Source organism: Acinetobacter sp. 1124_18A, from assembly GCF_052824995.1.
Window position 1 is genome coordinate 1 of the sequence record NZ_VTDF01000009.1, and the last position, 21724, is coordinate 21724.

Genomic DNA, 21724 nt, shown 5'->3' on the forward strand with positions numbered 1-21724 from the left:
TAATGACACGCTCTATGGAGGAATAGGTGCCGATACTGCGATTTTCAAAATTTTAGAAGGTTTTGGAAATGATGCTACAGGCGGTAATGGCGTTGATACATGGTCAGACTTTAATATTTCTCAAGGAGATAAAATCAATATTTCTGAGTTAATTATTGGTCAAGCGAGTAAAGAAAATCTCAATCAGTTTGTATCATTTGAAAAAAGCGGTTCAACAGTTACGCTAAGTTTGGATAGAGATGGAAATGATGTAAATTATTCAGCCACCAAGCTATTAATTTTAAATAATCAAACAAATGTAACTAGTTTGGATGATTTAATTAAAGCTGATGTATTTATAGTTTAGTTTCATCAATGACACTTTAATTTAAATTTTAAAGACTAAATAAAAACCGCTATTTAATAGCGGTTTTTATTCACAACTTCTATAAAGAATTCTCATACTCCACATACCCATCTTCAATTGCAGGAATAATCTCTACAAACTCAAAGTAGGGCACTGTACAAAACTCAGAGTCTCGAATCGCATCAATCACAAAGTAATAATCTTGCAGAGATGCTGTTTCAAATACAGCAATATCACTGGCTTTAGTGCTAAACGCTTCAACGTCATACCAGCGAACTTTTACAGTCGAGTACTTCTCAAAAATAGGTACAAGTTTCTGTGCACTAAAGTCAGCACGCTTTTCACGAGCTAAAGCCAACCAAGCAGGCAAAGCTCTTAAATGAATAAAAAAAGTATAGGTTCTAGACATAACCACTCCATGACTGGACCGAGTTTTAGTTCAAGTGAAAAGACAGCATTTACTTGTCATATCAACATGACTCAGTCAGTATATGAGTGATTACTCACATTAAATACTCGCATTTCGGCTCATGTCAGAAACACTTCCAGACCCACGCAAACGTCCGCGTCAAGCACGTTCAACGGCTACATTTGAAGCTATTTTAGAGGCTGCTGCTCGTATTTTAGAGTCTTTAGGCTTTGCTGGATTTAACACAAATACTGTGGCTGAACTTGCTGGGGTAAGCATTGGTAGCCTATATCAATACTTTCCTTCTAAAGATGCTTTAATCGTCGAGTTAATTCGACGTGAGCGCACTAAACTTTCAAATCATATTATTGAAGCTATACAGCAAAGTGATACCGCAGACTTAAAAGAAAAATTAAAACTCATCATACAAGCTGCTGTACAGCATCAATTGAGCCGTCCACAGTTGGCACGAACTCTAGAATTTGCTTCCGAACTTATTGGAAAAGACGTTGAGGAAAGTGAGCATCAACACGAACTTGAAACCATAATTTCTGAGCTGTTTATAGGCTCTGGCATTTCACATGCACAGACGGTCGCACAAGATGTGATTGCTTTAAGCAAAGGAATGATTAATGCAGCAGGCATAGCAGGGGAAAGTGATTTAAAAAATTTACAGCAGCGAGTTGAAAAGGCCGTATTTGGTTATTTAGAGCTATATTAAAAATTATTAATTTTGCTATAAAATAGCATTTTTATTTTATTAAATAATTATTTTTTTATTGGGGGATTTATGAAAGATGAAATTATGAGTAAAGCAGAGGTAAGTGCATTTACTTCAATTTTCTTAGGTTTGGTGAGTTACTCTATTTTTATGTTTTATCTCCTTGCTAAAAGAAGTAAAGGAATAAATTATTTTGATGATTTATCTTCTTTTAATTATAACGTGTCATATTTAATTTGTTTTCTCATTTTTATATTTAGCAAGCTTTTTAAGGAAAATAAGTATATAGCTAATTTTATGCCACTTTTAATAGGTATCCTTTTATCTGTGATGTTCTTTATTGTTGTTTTATAGAGGGGATAGGTGTGATTTATAAACTTAAAATGTGGATCTCTGCTGAGGTAGTTGATCCATTTTTTTCATTATATTCGTATATTTATAAAAATTTTGTTCTTGTCCTTTCCTTAAGTTTCTGTGTGATAGTACTGCTTTGCGCTCTTAACCCCAGTATAGTTTTTACTCCTAGAAAAGAGAGTTTTGTTGTTTATGAGCCTGAATTTCATTTTAAAAATAGACGTATAAGGTCGTTAGTCGTAGAAAGAGGCAATAAGAATTTTCTTATTAATTGTGCATATTTTAGAAATGAAAATGGTTCATTTTGTGACTTATATAAACCTAGAAGATTGCTTAAATTAGAAGGAAGTTTTTTTCCTTATCCTTCAATATTTCTTGATGGTAATAAAATTGTAGCTAGCAGTGTTCGCTTTGAAGATGAAAAAGGGAGTGTAATTAATTTTTCAACAAGTGAAGAAGAAATTGCTTCTTGGTGGAATTGGGTTATGTTTCCCACCTTATTGATGCGGTATTTAATTTTAATCTGGCTAGTGGTGGTTGCTTTAATATTATTTTTAAAACTAATTAAGTATAAGAAAGAAACCTAATTTTTATTTAAAAGTGGTTTTACTTTCCTGTTGAGTTGAAAGGTAGATATGAAAAAGGGCTGCTATTAGCAACCCTTTTTTACAGCATCTATATTGTGCTGTTATATCATCACGCGACACATAAGTTGTCATTTTCCATTTCAGGAAGTCAAGAGCTTAGCGATTCTTACGACGCATAATGACAATTTCAGAGGCACAACCCATGTCATTATGAAGAAAGAGCATATAGATTTGATAAATTCTTTGGAAGATGCTTTTAGATACTCGAATTACTTAAGTGTATGTGTAGGATAGGGCAGTGAGTCATCTTAAGAAGGATTTAGATTAGAGTGGATATTTATCTGCTTTAGAATTAATAGAGATTACATGAAATTGTTGAGAGTTGATCAAAAAGTAAACCTGAAAGGTGACAAATCATTAAAACAGCCCAAGTACTATGAGTTTGGCTTTTTTTAAAAAATAAGACTATGATTTATATCAGATAAAAAATTAAATTTCGCATAAGCTGTATTATGTTAATTTTAGAAACACTAAACTAAATAGTTTATATTAGTGCAAAAGTAACGACCTAAAGAAACTTAGAAGAATGTTATTTTCATAACATGGAGTTGTTGTGATGTTACAGGATAGCTTAATTTAAGATTGTCAAGGAAAACCCATTCCTCAAACACATAAAAGTATCTCAATGGATTGGGATGAAATTAAGAGTTGGTCTGATCAAGTTTATATGCCTTACTGTGCACAACCTCTGATTCAAGTATGCACTCCGTATCGGTCGCAGATATGATTGTGACTCGTTTTAAATATGGTATATAGCTCCCATTTTAGATTTCGCATAAGGTGTATTATAATAATTTTAATAAATTTAAGAGTAAAACGTTATGAGCTCAATAACTATTAGACAGGCAAATACTAATGATTTTAGTGGGTTAACAGAGATATGGTTTAATGCATCAGTTAAAGCTCATAATTTTATTCCGGAAATATATTGGGAAAATAATAAAGTACAAATGCAAAATATCTATCTTCCAATGTCAGAGGTTTACCTTGTAGAAGATACAACTAACATTTATGGATTCATCGCTTTAGTAGAAAATACGATAGCTGCAATTTTCGTATCTCCCGAGCAGCAAGGTAAAGGGATAGGTAAACTACTAATTAATCATGCTAAGGGAATTAGAAACAATCTAGAATTAAATGTATATCAACAAAATACTAACAGCGTCAGATTTTATGAGTCTGTTGGTTTTAAAGTTTTAGAAGAAACCTTAGATGAAGAAACTGAATCAAAAGAGTTTTTAATGCGATGGGAATGATCGTTTTGAAACCTATTTAACATAATGGCCGTTATCTGAAACCATATTTAAAAAAAATTTTAAAATCATAGTGGTAAGAATTTTTATCTACTACAAAAAAGCAAAATTCTGATTTTGACACAAATCGGCTTTTTTATGAGCAGATTTGATAGTTATCGCCAATCATTTTGACTAAAAATCACTCTGTACAACTTGAGCGAGACCTAACTCGGTTTAACATAAAATTTCTTTTTCGAATTCAAAATTAGAATAAAAGCTAATTTTTATCACAACAGATATTCTTGTAGTTCTTTTTCAATCGTTTCACTAATCAACGTTGAATAGTCACTATCCTTCGTATCTAAATGACGCATTAACCACACATCTTGTTTTAAAGTTTGCTTAGGTAGTATGGGTACTAAACCAGAAGCCTGTGCAACAAAACAAGGCAGGGCTGTAATTCCTTGTCCTTCAATGACTGCTCGTAGTTGCGAGTGCATGTTATCAAAAGACAAAGCAGGTGCTGCATCTTGAGTGAGTTCACGCATCCATTGTGCTAGAAACGTATATTGAAGGCTTCGGTCCCAACCGATTATACGATGCTTCAATAAATCATCAGGCGTTTCAGCATGCTCTGTGAAACTGACGAGATAATCATTACTACAATAAAGCCCATACTCAAGTTGGCCAAGGCGTCGAATAATGTAACGCCCGCTTTCTGGGCGAACAAGTCGAAGAATAATGTCAGCTTCCCGTCGGGAAAAATCAACAGGAACGACACTCGTTGAGATCTCTAATTGTAAATCTGGATGCTTCAGTTGCAATGCTGTTAGTTTTGACTGAAGTAACTGTTGCCCGATTAACTCAGGTAAAGCAATGCGGAACAATGATTGTTGCCCTTGATCATTGTAACGTTCCATCGCTATTAAATGCTCTTCTGCTTTTTCAGCCAAAGCAAAAAAATGTTTTCCTACGTGGGTGAGTGTATAGCCATCACTGTCTCGAGAAAAAAGAATCGCATTGAGACTTTTCTCTAGTTCAACAGCTCTGCGATGTACGGTAGAAACACTAATACCAAGCAATTTTGCACTGCGGCTCAACCCACCAGTTCGCCCAATAGCTAACAAAATTTTAGTATCGTCCCAGTTCATACCTTTCCATATTTAGAAAATGCGTTTGCAATAAAAACTATAGTATCCCCGATGTTTAGATTTATACAATTCAAACAACCACTACAAAGATTCAAAACTCATTATATGAGACGACTATAAACCTTTTAGAACTGCGACATGTGTTGCTGCAATTAAATAAGATTTTCTGGTTATGGCGGGAGCTATTTCTGAGATCACAATGTTAACAACAGAGGAGTTCTGCCATGACGACCATTTATGTGGTTGATGCATTTACCACCAAACCCAATACAGGAAATCGAGCGGGGGTTGTGCTAGACGCTGACCATCTTACAACTCAAGAGATGCAAGATATTGCTGCATTCACAGGGTATTCAGAAACTGCTTTTGTTTTGTCACCTAAAGATCAAAGCCATGACATACATGTTCGATATTTTACGCCAACAAATGAAGTCCCGATCTGTGGACATGCGACGATCGCTACTCATTTTTTACGTGCAACTAAAGGCCACCAATCAGAATATCCATTAATTGCAAAAACGGGGGCAGGTCATTTACCCGTTTCAATATTTGGAAGTCCAGAAGCGTTATTGGTGAAAATGACTCAAGGTCGCGTAGAGTTCTTACCGCCTTTTAATGCGAGTCAACGGAGTGAACTTGCAAGCGCACTGGGTGTGAGTGAAAGTGATTTTGCGGACTTGCCAATACAAGTTGTCACGACGGGGCATTCCAAGGTTATGGTGCCAATGCTGAGCAGAAGTAAGCTTGATGAATTAATTCCAAACAATGAAAAATTGAAAGCTATTAGCGCTGAAATAGGTTGCAATGGTTTTTTCCCATTTGTCTTGGAAGGTAGTAAGCAAGAACCTATTACTTATGGTCGAATGTTCGCACCTGCAATCGGTATTAATGAAGATCCTGTAACTGGTAATGCAAATGGTCCAGCAGGAGCATATCTTGTTCATCATGATTTAATCGAATGTGACCAGAAAGTAAGTTATTGGGGGTATCAAGGTCTCGCAATACAAAAACCGGGACGAGTTCTAGTGACAGTTGAGAAAACAGATTCAATATTACATGTCAGCATTGCAGGACAAGCAGTTTTAGTTGGCTCAGTTTTGTACTCGGGAAAAGATTGATTATATTTAAGAAATTATGACATCTTGCGAGTTTTAAAGAAGTTCTTTTCTTTACAGCAGCGAGTTGAAAAGGCTGTATTTGGTTATTTGGATCTCACATAAAGATCATCGTTTATGAATATATACATATAAAAAGGGTTGCTCTTGGCACCCTTTTTTTCTAAGTAAAATACATTGTAGTTTACTGAAACTGTTCTAAAGCCTCTTTCGCGGGTTCATATCCATTATCGGCAGCTTTTTTGAACCAAAATTTTGCTTTTTCATAATCTGAGAAAACATTAGCATACATATAGGCTAGATTGTTCTGAGCTTCAGGTATACCTTTCTCAGCTAGTTGTGTATATAGCTTCAAAGCTTTTTCATTATCTTGTTTAACTAAGCTACCATCTGAATAAATATTTGCTAAATTATATTGAGCTTCAGAAAGATTTTGTCTTGCAGCTTTTTCATATAATTCTAAAGCTAAATTAATATCTTTTTGTACACCATCTCCTGAAAGATAAGCATTTGCTAAATTATATTGAGCTTTAGCATAACCTTGGTTAGCAGATAATTTATAGAACTCTAAGGCTTTAGATCTATTCTTACTTACATAATAGCCATTATCATACATAAGCCCCATATTGTATTGAGCTTCTGGAAAATTATTTTTAGCAGCTTTCTCATACCAATAGTAAGCTTTTTCTTTATTTTTCGACGTACCAATTCCTTTGGAATACATTCCTGCTAAATCATTTTGTGCAATAGGTAAGCCTTTTTCAGCCGCCATTTGGAAATAAGAAAAAGCTTTTTGATAATCTTTTGGAACATCTTTTCCTAAGAAGTATTTACCACCTTGTTCATATAATTGGCTTGATTCACTTTGGTTATTATTCTGTTGTGAAAGTGGTTTTGAGCAGCCTACAATATTTAAGATACACAAACTTATGACGCTAAAAATTATTAAATACTTTATATGCATAATGTATCTCTTATAAGCTAATCTGATTCAATTAATATTAATAATTATCTTAAATAAGTATAAAAAATCCGACATATAGTCGGATTTTTTATAGCCTCAAATTACTTTGAGGAAGAACGCTTAAACTTACCAGCTTAACGCGCCACCAGTTTGGTAGTCAGTTACGCGCGTTTCAAAGAAGTTCTTCTCTTTACGTAAGTCCATCATCTCAGACATCCACGCAAATGGGTTAGTTACACCAGCAAATTGCTCTGGTAAACCTAACTGAGATAAACGGCGGTTACAGATGAATTTCAAATATTCTTCCATCATGCTTGCGTTCATACCCAATACACCACGTGGCATCGTGTCACGTGCATATTCGATTTCAAGCATTGTACCTTCAACAATCATTTGAACCACTTCTTGTTGGAACTCTGCGCTCCAAAGGTGAGGGTTCTCAATCTTGATTTGGTTAATCATGTCGATACCAAAGTTCAAGTGCATAGATTCATCACGCAAGATGTATTGGAATTGCTCAGCAACACCGTTCATCTTGTTACGACGACCCATACTCAAAATTTGAGTAAAGCCACAGTAGAAGAAAATCCCTTCAAGAACACAGTAGAACGCGATCAAGTTACGAAGTAAACGTTGGTCGTTTTCAGGTGTGCCTGTGTGGAAATTAGGATCTGTTAAAGATTGAGTATATTTCAATCCCCACGCTGCTTTACGTGCAACAGATGGAACTTCACGGTACATGTTGAAGACTTCGCCTTCGTCCATACCTAAAGATTCGATACAGTATTGGTAAGCATGAGTGTGAATTGCTTCTTCAAATGCTTGACGCAAGATGTACTGACGGCATTCAGGGTTGGTAATGTGGCGGTAAATTGCCAATACCAAGTTGTTTGCAACCAAAGAGTCAGCAGTCGAGAAGAAACCTAAAGAACGCATAACAATCGTACGCTCATCTTCAGTTAAGCCATTTTCAGACTTCCAAAGCGCGATGTCTAGGTTCATGTTTACTTCTTGCGGCATCCAGTGGTTTGCACACCCGTCAAGATATTTCTGCCAAGCCCACTCATATTTAAATGGAACAAGCTGGTTCAAGTCCGCACGACAGTTAATCATCGCTTTGTCGTCAACTTGAACACGTTGTGCGCCCATTTCTAGCTCTTCAAGGCCAGGAGCAACATCTAAATGTTCTAAGGCTGCAGAGGCTCTAGCCACCGTATCGGAGGCAACTGTTGGTCGCACGGAATGGGTTCCAGCGGATTGTGAAGTTGCCAAGCTCTGCGATGATGACTGCGCAGAAGATACATTCTGCGAATTAGTCGTTTTTTCCGGTTGGATGGGCGCAGACTTGTGTTCAGGTGCAGCCGGTTTTTGCGAATCATCTTCAAAATCGTCCCAACTAAGGATAGACATTTTTGTTCTCTCTTCGTTGTGTATATCTATATTTGACATCTCTTAAACGAAGATGTCCCTACTATACGCTTTTAATGTGTAAACAAAATTAAGTTTTATTGATGCATGACCAAATTTTGTGCCTCTGGTCTCTACTCACTACAACTTATTTTGCTTACGCTGTTGCTTACGTATTGTGAAAAATGCGTAAATCAGTGGTATATAAAAGAAAAGAAAGGCAAAGATTAAAACTCCAACACCAAGCATATAGTTATGGCTGAGATGAGAAAGCATAATCTTTACCTCTTTTAAAATTGCTCTTTAGTGAAAAAGAGCAATTTTATTGAATGTTATTGGCAAGCTTCACAATCTGGGTTGTCGATTGAACAAGCCATTGGAACTGGAGCTGCTTGGGTAAAACCGTCTTCTTCAACAGCTTCTGGTTTCTTCGCTTCTATAACAGGGGCAGCAACTGCCGCCGCTTCAACAGTCGCAGGTTTAACTGCGTTTAAAGCACCTGTGTTGATCGTAGATTTTTCAGCAGAAGTTGCGCCTAAAGCTCGGAGGTAATAAGTCGTCTTAAGACCACGTAACCATGCCATCTTGTAAGTGATGTCAAGTTTCTTACCATTTGCACCAGCAATGTAAAGGTTAAGCGACTGAGCTTGATCAATCCATTTTTGACGGCGTGAAGCAGCATCAACGATCCAACGTGTATCTACTTCAAACGCAGTAGCAAAGGTTGCTTTTAATTCTTCAGGAATACGAGCAATTTTTTGTACTGAACCTTCAAAGTGTTTCAAGTCATTAACCATCACTGTGTCCCAAAGACCGCGATCTTTTAATGCACGAACGAGGTAAGGGTTAATTACAGTGAATTCACCAGACAAGTTAGATTTCACATATAAGTTCTGGAATGTTGGCTCAATAGACTGAGAAACACCACAAATGTTAGAGATGGTTGCAGTAGGAGCAATCGCCATCACGTTTGAGTTACGCATACCGTCTTTTTGAACTTTGGCACGTAAAGTGTCCCAGTCTAAACGTTGAGTACGGTCAACTTCGAACATGCGTTCTGGACGAGATTTTGCAACAATTTCTAAAGAGTCGATTGGAAGGATACCTTGATCCCACAATGAACCTTTGAATGTTGAGTAAGCACCACGTTCAACTGCCAAGTTGCTTGAAGTTTCAATCGCGTAGTAGCTAATCACTTCCATTGATTCATCAGCAAAATCAATAGCAGCATCTGAACCGTAAGCAATGTTCATTTCATAAAGAGCATCTTGGAAGCCCATGATACCCATACCCACTGGGCGGTGTTTCAAGTTCGAGTTTTTCGCTTGTGGTACAGCGTAGTAGTTAATGTCGATAACGTTATCGAGCATGCGTACTGCTGTTTTAATTGTGCGAGCTAACTTCTCACGGTCTAACACACCACCTTGAACGTGTTGAACAAGGTTGATCGAGCCCAAGTTACATACTGCAATTTCGTCTTGATTTGTATTCAAGGTAATTTCAGTACATAAGTTAGATGAGTGAACTACACCAACATGTTGTTGTGGCGAACGTAAGTTACATACATCTTTGAATGTAATCCACGGGTGACCAGTTTCAAACAACATAGAAAGCATTTTGCGCCATAAGTCTTTAGCACGTACTTTCTTGTGTAGCATGTTGGTTTCTTTCGCTACAGACTCATAGTAAGCATAACGCTCAGCAAATTCAGCACCTGTTAAGTCGTGCAAGTCTGGAGTTTCAGAAGGAGTAAATAATGTCCATTCACCATCTTCAAATACACGTTGCATAAACAAATCTGGAACCCAGTTCGCAGTGTTCATGTCGTGTGTACGGCGACGGTCATCACCAGTGTTTTTACGAAGTTCTAAAAACTCTTCGATGTCTAAGTGCCAAGTTTCTAAGTATGCACACACTGCACCTTTACGCTTACCACCTTGGTTTACTGCAACAGCTGTATCGTTCGCAACTTTCAAGAACGGAACTACACCCTGAGATTTACCGTTTGTACCCTTAATGTAAGAGTTCAATGCGCGTACAGGTGTCCAGTCATTACCTAAACCGCCAGCCCATTTAGAAAGCATCGCGTTGTCACGCATTGCGCCATAAATGTCATAGAGGTCATCGCCAATCGTTGTTAAGTAACAACTAGAAAGCTGTGGACGTAATGTACCTGAGTTAAACAGGGTAGGGGTAGACGCCATGTAGTCGAAGCTAGACAATAAGTTATAGAACTCGATTGCACGGTCTTCTTTATTTTGCTCGTTTAACGTAAGACCCATCGACACACGCATAAAGAACAATTGCGGTAATTCGAAGCGAACGCCATTTGAGTGAATGAAGTAACGGTCAAATAAAGTCTGTAAACCTAAGTAGGTAAACTGATTAGAGCGTTCTGGCTGAATTGCTGCTGCTAGTTTCTCTAAATCGAAATCAAGCAAGTTTGGCGAAAGCAAATCAAGCTCTACACCTTTTTTCAAGAAGGCTTCGAGTGCAGTGTTTTCAGGAGTATCTGTAGGTAAGCCTAAGAATGCTAAACCTGTGCTCACTAATTCACTAGAAAGTAAACGTGCAGTCACGTAAGTATAGTTTGGTTCTTGTTCAATACGAGTACGTGTTGCCATCATCATCGTAGTGGCAATATCACTCTCTTTTACGCCGTTATATAAGTTCTTAACGGTTTCATCGACAATAGCTTGAACATCAATACCTTCCAAACCTTCAGCTGCTTTAGCAATCGTTGCTTGCAATGCACTTAAATCAAGTGGCTGAAGCTGACCGTTTGCATCGGTCACTTGTAACGTAGGATGGTGGTTTGAGTTCGTTTGCTGACGAGCAGTCGTACGTTGTTCACGGTAAATCACGTAAGCACGGGCAACTTTCTGTTCTCCGGTACGCATTAAAGCAAGTTCAACCTGATCTTGAATTTCTTCAATATGGATCGTACCGCCCGATGGTAAACGGCGAGTGAAAGTATTTAATACCATTTCCGTCAGTTGGGTAATACGGTCATGAATACGGCTTGAATCCGAACTCTGTTGACCTTCCACAGCAAGAAAAGCTTTACCAATCGCAACAGAAATTTTCTCTGCATCAAATGCAGCAACATCTCCAGTGCGTTTGATCACTTGAATTTGACCGGGAGTCGAAGTAATTACGCTCATGCCAGCATAGCTCCATTGTCACTTTTGTTATGTTTATAGACCGTTTGAACCGAGCAAAAAGTATGCCACGATGTTTGAGGGATAAACACAAGACTTAGTAGTTAAAGTTTATTTTGAACACAAGATACGGGATTTTTCATAGCAGATCAATCTTGACTTTTTAGTAATTTTTTATCTGTATGATTTGATGGGAGATAGCATAGCAAAGCTATTAAAAAACGCTTATAGATAAGTTTGTGGATAACTCAAAAAACAAGCACTTAAATACAATTAATGTAGGTAGAGAAATAATTTGTTTAATATTCATACATTGGAAATATGAATAGAATATGAAATTTAATAACAATAACTAAATGTTAAAAACACGAGAAAATTCAAAGGCTAATAAAATGCAACAAAACACGGTTGTCATGTATCAGTTTGGTGAACGCCTACTTGTTTACAATGTAAACGTGTGTATATTGCAAATGATAAACGAATGTATCTGCAAGATTTTTAAGATGCATGTAATGAGATTTATAGGGGCAATGATATGAGCCAAGAAGAAAAGTTACCAAAGATTCTGATCGTTGAAGACGACGAGCGTTTAGCACGATTAACTCAAGAGTATTTAATCCGCAACGGCTTGGAAGTTGGTGTAGAAACTGATGGTAACCGTGCAATTCGTCGTATTATTAGTGAACAACCAGACCTCGTGGTTTTGGATGTCATGTTGCCGGGTGCCGATGGCTTAACCGTTTGCCGTGAAGTTCGTCCACATTATCACCAACCGATTTTGATGTTGACTGCACGTACAGAAGATATGGATCAGGTACTTGGTCTTGAAATGGGTGCGGACGACTATGTCGCTAAACCAGTTCAACCGCGTGTGCTATTAGCCCGTATCCGTGCGTTATTACGTCGTACAGATAAAACTGTAGAAGACGAAGTTGCACAGCGTATCGAATTTGATGACCTTGTGATTGATAATGGCGGCCGTTCTGTAACGTTGCATGGTGAGCTTGTTGATTTCACTAGCGCAGAATATGACCTATTATGGTTGCTTGCATCAAATGCTGGCCGTATCTTATCGCGTGAAGATATCTTCGAACGTTTACGCGGTATCGAATACGATGGTCAGGACCGTTCAATCGATGTCCGTATTTCACGTATTCGTCCAAAAATTGGCGATGATCCTGAAAATCCAAAGCGTATTAAAACAGTACGTAGTAAAGGTTACTTGTTCGTTAAAGAAACCAATGGGTTATAAGGTCTGAATAAACTTCCTATAAGGTTGGTCGAGTGTTTAAACACAGCATATTCCTGCGAATCTATGCGGGACTGGTAATTCTTGTTGTTTTGGTTGCCGTTTTTGGTTATTTGCTTGTACAAATTATCAATTATCAACGTGCTCAAGAATACCGTGAATCTTTAACTGATGGTATTTCTTATGTCATTAGTGAGGGAGTCGCTCGACAACCGGGGAAGCAGCAGAAAATAGACTGGGTTTCAGATGCATCAGATTTATTGGAACTCCCAATTTATTACACTGATGCGAGCAAGGTCGAGTTATCTCGTACCGAGAAAAAACGGATCGAAGCTCAAAAGTCTGTTGTTCGTTACGATGCCAGTAATAGTATTGCGTATATTATTATTGGTTTGCGTGATGACCCTCAGCACTTTTTATCAATAAAAGTAGACAAAATTAGTGAGCGCCAAATGAAGGCTCTCCCTATTTTTGTACTTGATTATTTAATGTTTTATCCGGGGCAAGAACAAGAATATCTTGCTAAGATTCAAAAACATTTCTCATATCCAATTAATATCTTCAATATTCAAGATATTAATCTAGACTCTGAGCAAATTGGTCGTCTACGCCAAGACCAAAGTGTCATGTTGTACAAAGATAGTGCAACAATGCGTGGCACAACCATTTCAATCGTATCTCCAATTCCAAATCATCCGACACAAGTTCTGGTTCTTGGACCGGTTCCAATGTTTAACTGGATGCCTTTACAGCTTTCTGCTGGAATTACCTTATTTAGCCTATTCTTACTGAGTCTGGGTGTTTATGGTCTTATCTTGCCGTTAGAGCGTAAAATTCGCCAAGTTCGTTATGCGTTAAACCGCATGAAGTCAGGTGATTTGTCATTGCGTGTTCCTATTGAAGGAAGTGACGAAATGGCAAACTTGGCATCAAGTTATAACAATATGTCTGATCATATTCAGCGTTTAATTGAGGCTCAGCGCGAGTTGATGAGAGCGGTATCTCATGAGCTTAGAACGCCGGTTGCCCGTATACGCTTTGGTACAGAGATGTTGGCAGAAGAAGATGATTACAACCATCGTATGCATCAGGTCGATATGATTGATAAAGATATTGAAGCGCTCAATACCTTAATTGATGAAATCATGACTTATGCAAAACTAGAGCAGGGTACACCTTCATTAGATTTTGCTGAAATTGCGCTATTTGATGTATTGGATCAGGTTGCGGTAGAAACCGAAGCTTTAAAAACGCAAAAAGAAATTGAACTTGTTGCACCTCCTGTTTATTTAAAAGTAGATGCAGAGCGTCGTTATCTTCACCGTGTTGTTCAAAACTTGGTGGGTAATGCTGTTCGTTATTGCGATAATAAAGTTCGCATTACAGGTGGTGTTCACAGCGATGGCATGGCCTTTGTTTGTGTTGAAGATGATGGTGCCGGAATTCCTGAGCAAGATCGTCAAAGAGTATTTGAAGCCTTTGCCCGTTTAGATGACAGTCGTACGCGTGCGTCGGGTGGATATGGCCTAGGGTTGTCAATTGTGAGTCGTATTGCTTACTGGTTCGGTGGTGAAATTAAAGTAGATGAGAGTCCTACCTTAGGTGGAGCTCGCTTTATCATGACATGGCCTGCAAAACGCTTTAAACAACCTCCGTTGAAAGCCAATAAAAAAGCACCTTCATAAAGGTGCTTTTTTATTGCATTACTTATAATTGAGTTGCATCTGGTTCCAAAATAGGTTTTCCGCTTCTTAAGCTAGTCAACGCATCGGAATTAAAGTCGATCAGTAATGAATTGTTTTTTGCATCAATCTGGTATTTTTGAATAAGAGGTCGATCTCCATTAATCGTTTCTATTTTATATTCATCTGCAATATGCAAAATACCTTCTAGGTTCGTTGTGGTTGACGCAAAATCCTGTCTAAATATTTCATAGACATCTCGCAAGTCAAAAATTGCATTGTTCGCATCTGGATGTTTGTGAATATAGCTTTCTATATGTCGCACAAGTAACTGCGCAAACAAGTAGTAGTTTGGTTTATGCGTATATTCTAGAGTCATGCATTTTTCTCCTTATTATCTGTTATTAGCATACATGGCAAAACACAGGTTATTGTATAAAATTCATTACACTAGATGATTAAATGGAAACCTATAAAGATATAAAGACCCGATTACGCCCTTGGCGTTTTGCTTGATATAAAGCGTCATCTGCTTCTTTAAATAAATTTTCAATTGCTCTATGAGAAGATGGCGAATATAAACTTATACCAATACTGACTTGTATGAAAATTGGTAATTTCCCATAAATATAGATCGGTTGCTGACTAATTTTAATTCGTATTTGCTCTGCAAGGTCAAATGCGCTCTCTTTGGTGGTATCTGCAATGAAAATTGCAAATTCTTCACCGCCAAATCGTCCCAATAAATCATGAGGGTGCAAAATGTTTTGGATGGTGGTGACACAAGTTTGTAGAGCACGGTCACCTATTTGATGGCCATAGTTGTCATTAACTTGTTTGAAGTGGTCCACATCAAGCATGAAGAAGGCTGAGGTTTTATTTTCCTTGTGTACCTTTTCTTGAAGGAGTCTGACCGACTGCAAAAACTGACGTCGAGTGAGACTCGATGTTAACTCGTCATGCGCAATGGCATGTTGAAGCTTTTGAATTAATTCTGAATGTAAAACACTAATGCTAGAGACGGTAAGAGGTGCAATCGTCATCATGATTAAACCAATACGAATTGAAATGGTGTTGCTTAAATATTCGTTTGGATAAAGCAAAAGGTAATGTCCAGAGACATGATAGATAATATAGGCACTGGTAAAGGTCGTAATGAGTGCAACAATAATCGGTTTGTAGCGAATGGCACACCAAATGAGTGCAGCAATTGGGTAGAGCAGGGAACCTGGGCCTGAGTCATAATAGCTGGCAGCAATAGAAATGATGACTGCTAGAAAAGGTAAAAGGTCAATCGCTTGTAAGCCACGATTTCTCGAAAAGTAATGTTTTACCTGACTGTATTGAGGTAGGTTCAATATGATTGGCAAAAGAAGTAAAGCGTTTTGTAGCTCTGACGTGAACCAGTAACCGAATTCATCCCATAAATTACCAAGCATAAATTTGGTATTAAACATGGGCACAAAAGTTGCTGCAAACAATGCGCCTGCTACGCTTCCTACTCCGCATAAAGCAAATAAAAAAAGGTAAGAATAACCTCTGTAGGCTGCTTTAATATTTTGGTTGAAAAAAGTATAGAGTGCGAGGGTGGTCACTACATAAATAAAATTTGACGTTGTTAAAACGAGTGTGAGAACAAATGGAGTACCTTGAATTAGATCAGCAATCACATATCCTATATAAGCACCTAAAAATACACTGAGTCGACGTGTGCTTGGAAAGCGAATGAGTAACCCGAGCAAAACAGAATTGGCAGGCCAAAAGAACGCGAGAAAACTTAAAGGACGCGATGCGATGCCAATAAAACAACATACCGTAATAATGAAGCCAAACAGGAGAAAAAATTTTAAAGAAGAGGAAAATGAAAATTCACGAAGTGAGTATGGCATCAGCTGCCCTTAATGATAAACACTCTTATCCAAGAGTAATAAAATATTATGCATGACTAAACATTCATCATAATTCAGAGGAGAAGCTGAATACAATAAAAAACAAACTAATATTATAAAAAAGTAAGTTATTAAAACTTAATGATGGATGAACTGTGTAATTATTCTAAAATTAAAAAATGAAAAAAATCATCATAAACAAAAAAACTATTAAATAAACCGATTGTGTGCGGTGAAACCCCCCTTACAACCCATAGAAGAATAGTTTTGCCTAGAAAATCATCCGAAAGACTAAGACGCTTCAACTAGCATGCGAAATTAGAAATCAGGTACAATTGGCGGGATTAATTTTGTGTTTGGTGTATTTGAAGGCCAATACATACATTCTTTGTTAAATAATAGGCCTGCCAGGAGTTATCCCCGCATGAGTGCCATTACTCCATACGACTGGGCGATTATCGCCTTCGTGATCGGCGTTACATTTCTTTGCGTCTTTATGCTCACAGTTCCCTTACTCCTCGGGGGGAAATCGTGGGGGCGTGCTAAGCAAGAGCAGTTTGAATCGGGTGTCGTGAGTGCTGGTGGCGCTCGCATTCGCCTGTCTGCAAAGTTCTATTTAGTTGCAATTTTCTTTGTTGTCTTCGACTTAGAGGCACTTTACCTCTATGCATGGTCTACTTCTGTGCGTGAAGTAGGGTGGTTGGGATATACCACAGTCGTGATCTTTGTCGTTGATTTATTGATTGCGCTTGTTTATGCCTTCTCTGTAGGTGCTTTAAGTTGGTCACCAGCAGATCGCCGTAAATCAGCAGGTGAGACGATTAAAATCGGTTCACCAACAATGAACATTGCTGAAATTACACGCTTTAACTCTATTGAAGAGCTCGTAACTGACCCTACAGGCCAGATTCCAGCTCAATCATCAGGTCGTGTTAAGTCAAAAACTACACCTGCATTGTCATCTGAAAAGGAGTAAGTCGGGATGAAATATACTCTGACCCGCGCGAATCCGGATGCTGACCAATACCCATTGCAAGAACGTCAAATCGTGACAGATCCACTAGAAGAGGAAGTGAATAAAAACGTATTCATGACTCGTTTAGAGGATGTCTTGCATACAGCAGTAAACTGGGGGCGTAAAAACTCCTTGTGGCCATTTAACTTCGGTACCTCATGTTGTTACGTTGAGTATGCAACGACCTTAACAGGTGTGCATGACTTGTCACGTTTCGGCGCAGAGGTTATCCGTGCTTCACCTCGTCAAGCTGACTTGATGATTGTTGCGGGAACCTGTTTCGTAAAAATGGCACCAGTTATTCAGCGTCTATATGAACAGATGTTAGAGCCTAAATGGGTCATCTCGATGGGTGCTTGTGCAAACTCTGGAGGTATGTACGACATCTATTCAGTAGTTCAAGGTGTAGACAAAATTATTCCTGTTGACGTGTACGTCCCAGGTTGTCCACCTCGTCCTGAAGCATTAATTCAAGCTTTAATGCTTTTACAAGACCAGATTCAATTAGAGCGACGCCCGCTTTCTGCCGTGATCGGTGATGATCTTCAGCCAGTGTATAAGCCAAAGATGAAGCCAGAACGTGACCGTAAGAATGCGCAGCGTATTGCCGTTAAAAACTTACGCTCTATGGATGAGATTAAATAATTTTTTGACGGTGCTTTGACATATCTAACCGATATGTTCATCGAGAAAATTGACAGAATTTGTATTAAATAGGAAGCCAAGCCAATGGCTGAAACTGACATTGCTATGCCAGAGTCAACACCAGTTGATTCACGCCCAGCATTTGCAATCGTAGAAGAACTCAAAACCAAATTTGGTGAGAACTTTTACGTGCAGGCGACTTTTGAAGAGTTTCCAACAGTCTGGGTTGAGCGCGCACGCGTGCAAGAAGTCCTTATGTTCCTACGTAAAGTGGAACGTCCATATGTAATGCTGTTTGACTTATCTGCGATGGATGAGCGTTTACGTGTTCATCGCGATGGTTTACCAGCATCTGACTTCACTGTGTTCTATCATTTATTATCGCTTGAGCGTAATAGTGACATTCGTATCAAGGTTGCCTTGAACGAAAATGATCTTAACCTTCCGACAGCGACCAATATCTGGCCAAATGCCAACTGGTATGAACGTGAAGCTTACGATATGTTCGGTATCAATTTCGAAGGGCATCCAATGCTCCGTCGTATTTTGTTGCCAACGTATTGGGAAGGTCATCCGTTACGTAAAGAATATTCAGCACGTGCGACGGAATATACGCCGTACATGCAAGACAAAGCGAAACAAGACTTTGAACAAGAGCACTTACGCTTTGTGCCAGAAGACTGGGGTCTTAAGCGTGGTAACGCTGACGAAGATTTCATGTTCCTGAACTTGGGTCCTAACCATCCATCTGCACATGGTGCGTTCCGTGTTGTATTGCAGCTAGATGGCGAAGAAGTGAAGGATTGTGTTCCTGATATTGGTTATCACCACCGTGGTGTGGAAAAGATGGCTGAACGTCAAACATGGCATTCTTTCATTCCTTATACTGACCGTGTCGACTACTTAGGTGGTTGTGCTCAAAACATGCCGTATGTAATGGCTGTCGAGCAAATGGCAGGTATTAAAGTTCCTGAACGTGCTCAAGTTATTCGTGTCATGTTGAACGAATTGTTCCGTATTAATAACCACTTGTTGTTCTGTGGTACGGCAATTCAGGATGCCGGTGGTATGACACCAGTATTCTATATGTTCGCAGACCGTCAAAAAGTTTACGACATTGTTGAGGCAATCACGGGTTACCGTATGCATCCAGCATGGTTCCGTATTGGTGGTACAGCACACGATCTTCCAAACAACTGGCAAAAACTTGTTAAAGAATTGCTAGAGTGGATGCCTAAGCGCTTAAACGAATACTACACAGCAGCATTGAAAAACTCTGTGTTTATTGGTCGTACGCGTAACGTTGCACAATACGATGCCAAATCTGCACTCGCATGGGGTGTAACTGGTACTGGTTTACGTGCGACAGGTATTGATTTTGACGTTCGTAAATATCGTCCATACAGTGGCTATGAAAACTTCGATTTTGATGTGCCAGTTGAGTATGAAGGCGATGCATATGCACGTGTACTCGTTCACTTCCGTGAAATTACTGAGTCGTTAAAAATTATTCAACAGTGTTTGGATAACATGCCTTCTGGTCCATATAAAGCGGATCACCCATTGGCTGTTCCACCACCGAAAGATAAGACATTACAAGATATTGAAACCTTGATTACGCACTTCTTGAGCGTTTCATGGGGTCCTGTCATGCCAGCGGGCGAGTCATCATTTATGACTGAAGTGGTTAAAGGCGCAAGTACGTATTACTTGACTTCAGATAAATCGACGATGAGTTATCGTACTCGTATTCGTACACCGACTTTTACTCACTTACAGCAAATGCCTGCAGTGATTAACGGAAGTTTGGTATCTGACTTAATCATTTATCTGGCGACCATTGACGTGGTTATGGCTGACGTGGATCGCTAAGAGGTAACACATAATGATGATTTTGACTGATAAAAAGCCACGTGTGAATGTTGAAGGGATTTTGACTGCGGACGAAATTCACGATATCGAACATCACATTGGTCACTATCCATACCCTCGTGCAGCCTCTTTGGATGCATTGAAGTGTGTACAGCGCCGTAATGGTTGGGTAGATGACGCTCAAATGAATGCCATCGCACAGTTGTTGTCGATGAGTGTTGCTGATTTGGAAGGTGTTGCAACATTTTACAACCGTATCTATCGTCAACCGGTAGGTCGTCACGTAATTTTGCTTTGTGACTCAATTGCTTGCTTCTTGATGGGTGCAGAAACACTTGCAGAAGCATTCCAGCGCGAATTAGGTATTCAGTTTGGTCAAACGACTGCAGATGGTCGTTTTACGCTGCTTCCAATTTGCTGCCTAGGCAACTGCGACAAAGGCCCAACTTTAATGATTGATGAAGATACTCACGGTTTAGTTGAAGTGACATCAGTCAAACAGTTATTGGAGAAGTATGTATGAATACTGAACCAAAACCAATTTATGGCGACGGTAATCCAGAAACTCATCCACTAACTTGGCGTTTAAGTAAACGTGACGAAGTTCGTGGTGCTGATGATTACGAAGCACTTGAAGGTTATGCTGGCTTTAAAAAAGCATTAGGCATGAAACCTGCTGAAGTGTTAGACGTGATTAAAGCTGCAACCGTAAAAGGTCGTGGTGGTGCGGGTTTCCCAGCGGGTATTAAATGGTCATTAATGGCACCAAATGATGGTGGTCCACGTTATTTGATCTGTAATGCCGATGAAATGGAACCTGGTACCTTTAAAGACCGTTTGTTGATGGAAAAACTTCCACATCAATTGATCGAAGGGATGTTAATTGCGGGTTATACCTTAGAGGCGACTCATGGTTATATCTTTATCCGTGGTGAATACATCGAGGCTGCTCAATATCTAAATGAAGCGTTAGAACAGATTCGTGCTAAAGGTTATTTAGGCGAAAACATTTTAGGTTCTGGCTGGAATTTTGAGTTGCATGTACATACGGGTGCAGGGCGTTATATCTGTGGTGAAGAAACTGCATTGATTAACTCGCTTGAAGGCCGTCGTGCTAACCCTCGTACTAAGCCACCGTTCCCGCAAGTTGCAGGAGCATGGGGCCGTCCAACAATTGTGAACAACGTTGAAACTTATAACAACTTGCCAGCAATTATGCTTCGTGGTCCAGAGTGGTATATCGGTTTATCAGCAGGTAAGTCAAAAGACCCGGGCACTAAAATTTATGGTGCGTCAGGTAAAGTGAAATTCCCAGGTCTTTGGGAATTACCATTTGGTACAACTGCGCGTGAAGTGATTGAAGATCATGCTGGTGGTATGCGAGAAGGCTTAAAGCTTAAAGCATGGTTACCGGGCGGTGCTTCAACTGACTTTTTACCAGCAGATACCATTGATTTACCAATGGATGCAGACACGATTATGAAAGCAGGTTCTCGTTTGGGAACATGTTTATTAATGGTTGTAGATGAAACTCAATGCATGGTATCGCTCACTCGTAACCTAGAAGAGTTCTTTGCGCGTGAATCATGTGGTTTCTGTACACCATGTCGTGATGGTTTGCCATGGGCTGTTAAAGCGCTTAAAGCACTTGAAGCAGGTGAAGGTAAGAAAGAAGATATCGATCATTTACAAGAATTGACTCGTAAATTATGGATCGGTAAAACTTTCTGTGCCCACGCACCAGGTGCGATGGAGCCGCTTATGGGCGCACTCAAACATTTCCGTGGTGAGTTTGAAGCGAAAGTGACGACTCGTCCTGTCGTGCAAACCAGCAACGTAGAACAAGTTTAAGGAATTCGACT

The 21724-nt window shown here is 39.0% G+C and carries 22 protein-coding genes; 14 read left to right on the forward strand and 8 right to left on the reverse strand.

Going from position 1 to position 21724, the window contains the following annotated elements; translation table 11 throughout:
- Positions 1–346: type I secretion C-terminal target domain-containing protein (locus FY048_RS15695; protein WP_446091753.1), on the forward strand; the 346-nt coding region annotated here is incomplete at its 5' end.
- Between the two features lie 79 nt (positions 347–425).
- Here the strand turns inward: FY048_RS15695 and FY048_RS15700 are convergent.
- Positions 426–755 carry a darcynin family protein gene (locus FY048_RS15700; protein ID WP_446091754.1) on the reverse strand — a complete coding sequence of 110 codons (330 nt, stop codon included), beginning with the start codon at positions 753–755 and terminating at the stop codon, positions 426–428.
- A 121-nt stretch (positions 756–876) separates the two neighbouring features.
- Here FY048_RS15700 and FY048_RS15705 point away from each other — a divergent pair, with 121 nt between their 5' ends.
- The 4 genes from FY048_RS15705 to FY048_RS15720 all read left to right on the forward strand — a co-directional run bounded on the left by FY048_RS15705 (position 877) and on the right by FY048_RS15720 (position 3733).
- Complete coding sequence (locus tag FY048_RS15705; protein WP_446091755.1) at positions 877–1476, forward strand: TetR/AcrR family transcriptional regulator; 600 nt, start codon at positions 877–879, stop codon at positions 1474–1476.
- Between the two features lie 69 nt (positions 1477–1545).
- The gene (locus FY048_RS15710; RefSeq protein ID WP_446091756.1) at positions 1546–1830 is read left to right on the forward strand and encodes a hypothetical protein; all 285 of its coding nucleotides are present in this window, start codon (positions 1546–1548) and stop codon (positions 1828–1830) included.
- An 11-nt stretch (positions 1831–1841) separates the two neighbouring features.
- Positions 1842–2417 carry a hypothetical protein gene (locus tag FY048_RS15715; protein WP_026056236.1) on the forward strand — a complete coding sequence of 192 codons (576 nt, stop codon included), beginning with the start codon at positions 1842–1844 and terminating at the stop codon, positions 2415–2417.
- 881 nt (positions 2418–3298) lie between these two features.
- Positions 3299–3733 (forward strand): N-acetyltransferase, encoded by a 435-nt coding sequence (locus FY048_RS15720; RefSeq protein WP_198497165.1) that lies wholly within the window; start codon positions 3299–3301, stop codon positions 3731–3733.
- Positions 3734–3999: 266 nt separating this feature from the next.
- Here the strand turns inward: FY048_RS15720 and FY048_RS15725 are convergent, their stop codons facing one another.
- On the reverse strand, positions 4000–4863 hold the full coding sequence (locus FY048_RS15725; RefSeq protein ID WP_446091757.1) for a LysR family transcriptional regulator: 864 nt from the start codon (positions 4861–4863) through the stop codon (positions 4000–4002).
- Positions 4864–5087: 224 nt separating this feature from the next.
- Between FY048_RS15725 and FY048_RS15730 the strand changes: the two genes are divergently transcribed.
- Positions 5088–5981, forward strand: coding sequence for a PhzF family isomerase (locus FY048_RS15730; RefSeq protein ID WP_446091758.1), 894 nt, complete (start codon positions 5088–5090; stop codon positions 5979–5981).
- A 181-nt stretch (positions 5982–6162) separates the two neighbouring features.
- Here the strand turns inward: FY048_RS15730 and FY048_RS15735 are convergent, their stop codons facing one another.
- The 4 genes from FY048_RS15735 to FY048_RS15750 all read right to left on the reverse strand — a co-directional run bounded on the left by FY048_RS15735 (position 6163) and on the right by FY048_RS15750 (position 11513).
- The gene (locus FY048_RS15735) at positions 6163–6942 is read right to left on the reverse strand and encodes a tetratricopeptide repeat protein (protein WP_446091759.1); all 780 of its coding nucleotides are present in this window, start codon (positions 6940–6942) and stop codon (positions 6163–6165) included.
- Between the two features lie 126 nt (positions 6943–7068).
- A complete protein-coding gene (locus FY048_RS15740) occupies positions 7069–8352 on the reverse strand; it encodes a ribonucleotide-diphosphate reductase subunit beta (protein ID WP_446091760.1) in 1284 nt (427 codons plus the stop codon).
- Between the two features lie 138 nt (positions 8353–8490).
- Positions 8491–8625, reverse strand: coding sequence for a hypothetical protein (locus tag FY048_RS15745; RefSeq protein ID WP_016139143.1), 135 nt, complete (start codon positions 8623–8625; stop codon positions 8491–8493).
- 56 nt (positions 8626–8681) lie between these two features.
- A complete protein-coding gene (locus FY048_RS15750) occupies positions 8682–11513 on the reverse strand; it encodes a ribonucleoside-diphosphate reductase subunit alpha (protein WP_446091761.1) in 2832 nt (943 codons plus the stop codon).
- Positions 11514–11866: 353 nt separating this feature from the next.
- On the opposite strand from FY048_RS15750, the gene FY048_RS15755 reads away from it, so the two are divergent.
- Genes FY048_RS15755 through bfmS form a run of 3 tightly spaced genes read left to right on the forward strand, consistent with a single transcriptional unit; the run spans position 11867 to position 14444 of the window.
- Positions 11867–12049: a hypothetical protein gene (locus tag FY048_RS15755; protein ID WP_035366252.1), complete on the forward strand. Its 183-nt coding sequence runs from the start codon at positions 11867–11869 to the stop codon at positions 12047–12049.
- Complete coding sequence (gene bfmR, locus FY048_RS15760; RefSeq protein ID WP_003653488.1) at positions 12046–12762, forward strand: response regulator transcription factor BfmR; 717 nt, start codon at positions 12046–12048, stop codon at positions 12760–12762. The genes FY048_RS15755 and bfmR overlap by 4 nt, the downstream gene beginning before the upstream one ends.
- 32 nt (positions 12763–12794) lie before the next feature.
- The gene (bfmS, locus tag FY048_RS15765) at positions 12795–14444 is read left to right on the forward strand and encodes a sensor histidine kinase BfmS (RefSeq protein WP_252610092.1); all 1650 of its coding nucleotides are present in this window, start codon (positions 12795–12797) and stop codon (positions 14442–14444) included.
- 22 nt (positions 14445–14466) lie between these two features.
- On the opposite strand, the gene FY048_RS15770 is transcribed toward bfmS, so the two are convergent.
- Both FY048_RS15770 and FY048_RS15775 read right to left on the reverse strand, forming a co-directional pair.
- A complete protein-coding gene (locus FY048_RS15770; protein ID WP_446091762.1) occupies positions 14467–14820 on the reverse strand; it encodes a hypothetical protein in 354 nt (117 codons plus the stop codon).
- Positions 14821–14911: 91 nt separating this feature from the next.
- A complete protein-coding gene (locus tag FY048_RS15775) occupies positions 14912–16330 on the reverse strand; it encodes a GGDEF domain-containing protein (protein WP_446091763.1) in 1419 nt (472 codons plus the stop codon).
- Between the two features lie 424 nt (positions 16331–16754).
- Here FY048_RS15775 and ndhC point away from each other — a divergent pair, with 424 nt between their 5' ends.
- The 5 genes from ndhC (at position 16755) to nuoF (ending at position 21713) form a co-directional block, all read left to right on the forward strand.
- Positions 16755–17306 carry an NADH-quinone oxidoreductase subunit A gene (gene ndhC / locus FY048_RS15780; protein WP_016139138.1) on the forward strand — a complete coding sequence of 184 codons (552 nt, stop codon included), beginning with the start codon at positions 16755–16757 and terminating at the stop codon, positions 17304–17306.
- A gap of 6 nt (positions 17307–17312) precedes the next feature.
- Entirely contained in the window at positions 17313–17990 is a 678-nt protein-coding gene (locus FY048_RS15785; RefSeq protein ID WP_446091764.1) for a NuoB/complex I 20 kDa subunit family protein, read from the forward strand.
- An 84-nt stretch (positions 17991–18074) separates the two neighbouring features.
- On the forward strand, positions 18075–19862 hold the full coding sequence (gene nuoC, locus FY048_RS15790) for an NADH-quinone oxidoreductase subunit C/D (protein WP_016139137.1): 1788 nt from the start codon (positions 18075–18077) through the stop codon (positions 19860–19862).
- Positions 19863–19875: 13 nt separating this feature from the next.
- Positions 19876–20385, forward strand: a complete 510-nt coding sequence (nuoE, locus tag FY048_RS15795) for an NADH-quinone oxidoreductase subunit NuoE (protein WP_016139136.1) — start codon at positions 19876–19878, stop codon at positions 20383–20385.
- A complete protein-coding gene (gene nuoF / locus FY048_RS15800) occupies positions 20382–21713 on the forward strand; it encodes an NADH-quinone oxidoreductase subunit NuoF (protein ID WP_446091765.1) in 1332 nt (443 codons plus the stop codon). The genes nuoE and nuoF overlap by 4 nt, the downstream gene beginning before the upstream one ends.
- The last annotated feature ends 11 nt before the right edge of the window (positions 21714–21724 follow it).

Excerpts from the sequence above, each read along its gene's own strand:
- FY048_RS15755 (WP_035366252.1), top strand. The coding sequence starts at position 11,867 with ATGTTAAAAACACGAGAAAATTCAAAGGCTAATAAAATGCAACAAAAC.
- FY048_RS15710 (WP_446091756.1), top strand. The coding sequence starts at position 1,546 with ATGAAAGATGAAATTATGAGTAAAGCAGAGGTAAGTGCATTTACTTCA.
- FY048_RS15770 (WP_446091762.1), bottom strand. The coding sequence starts at position 14,820 with ATGACTCTAGAATATACGCATAAACCAAACTACTACTTGTTTGCGCAG.
- FY048_RS15750 (WP_446091761.1), bottom strand. The coding sequence starts at position 11,513 with ATGAGCGTAATTACTTCGACTCCCGGTCAAATTCAAGTGATCAAACGC.
- FY048_RS15785 (WP_446091764.1), top strand. The coding sequence starts at position 17,313 with ATGAAATATACTCTGACCCGCGCGAATCCGGATGCTGACCAATACCCA.
- FY048_RS15705 (WP_446091755.1), top strand. The coding sequence starts at position 877 with ATGTCAGAAACACTTCCAGACCCACGCAAACGTCCGCGTCAAGCACGT.
- nuoC (WP_016139137.1), top strand. The coding sequence starts at position 18,075 with ATGGCTGAAACTGACATTGCTATGCCAGAGTCAACACCAGTTGATTCA.
- FY048_RS15730 (WP_446091758.1), top strand. The coding sequence starts at position 5,088 with ATGACGACCATTTATGTGGTTGATGCATTTACCACCAAACCCAATACA.
- nuoF (WP_446091765.1), top strand. The coding sequence starts at position 20,382 with ATGAATACTGAACCAAAACCAATTTATGGCGACGGTAATCCAGAAACT.
- ndhC (WP_016139138.1), top strand. The coding sequence starts at position 16,755 with ATGAGTGCCATTACTCCATACGACTGGGCGATTATCGCCTTCGTGATC.
- nuoE (WP_016139136.1), top strand. The coding sequence starts at position 19,876 with ATGATGATTTTGACTGATAAAAAGCCACGTGTGAATGTTGAAGGGATT.
- FY048_RS15745 (WP_016139143.1), bottom strand. The coding sequence starts at position 8,625 with ATGCTTTCTCATCTCAGCCATAACTATATGCTTGGTGTTGGAGTTTTA.
- FY048_RS15720 (WP_198497165.1), top strand. The coding sequence starts at position 3,299 with ATGAGCTCAATAACTATTAGACAGGCAAATACTAATGATTTTAGTGGG.
- bfmR (WP_003653488.1), top strand. The coding sequence starts at position 12,046 with ATGAGCCAAGAAGAAAAGTTACCAAAGATTCTGATCGTTGAAGACGAC.
- FY048_RS15775 (WP_446091763.1), bottom strand. The coding sequence starts at position 16,330 with ATGCCATACTCACTTCGTGAATTTTCATTTTCCTCTTCTTTAAAATTT.
- FY048_RS15740 (WP_446091760.1), bottom strand. The coding sequence starts at position 8,352 with ATGTCTATCCTTAGTTGGGACGATTTTGAAGATGATTCGCAAAAACCG.
- FY048_RS15700 (WP_446091754.1), bottom strand. The coding sequence starts at position 755 with ATGTCTAGAACCTATACTTTTTTTATTCATTTAAGAGCTTTGCCTGCT.
- FY048_RS15735 (WP_446091759.1), bottom strand. The coding sequence starts at position 6,942 with ATGCATATAAAGTATTTAATAATTTTTAGCGTCATAAGTTTGTGTATC.
- FY048_RS15725 (WP_446091757.1), bottom strand. The coding sequence starts at position 4,863 with ATGAACTGGGACGATACTAAAATTTTGTTAGCTATTGGGCGAACTGGT.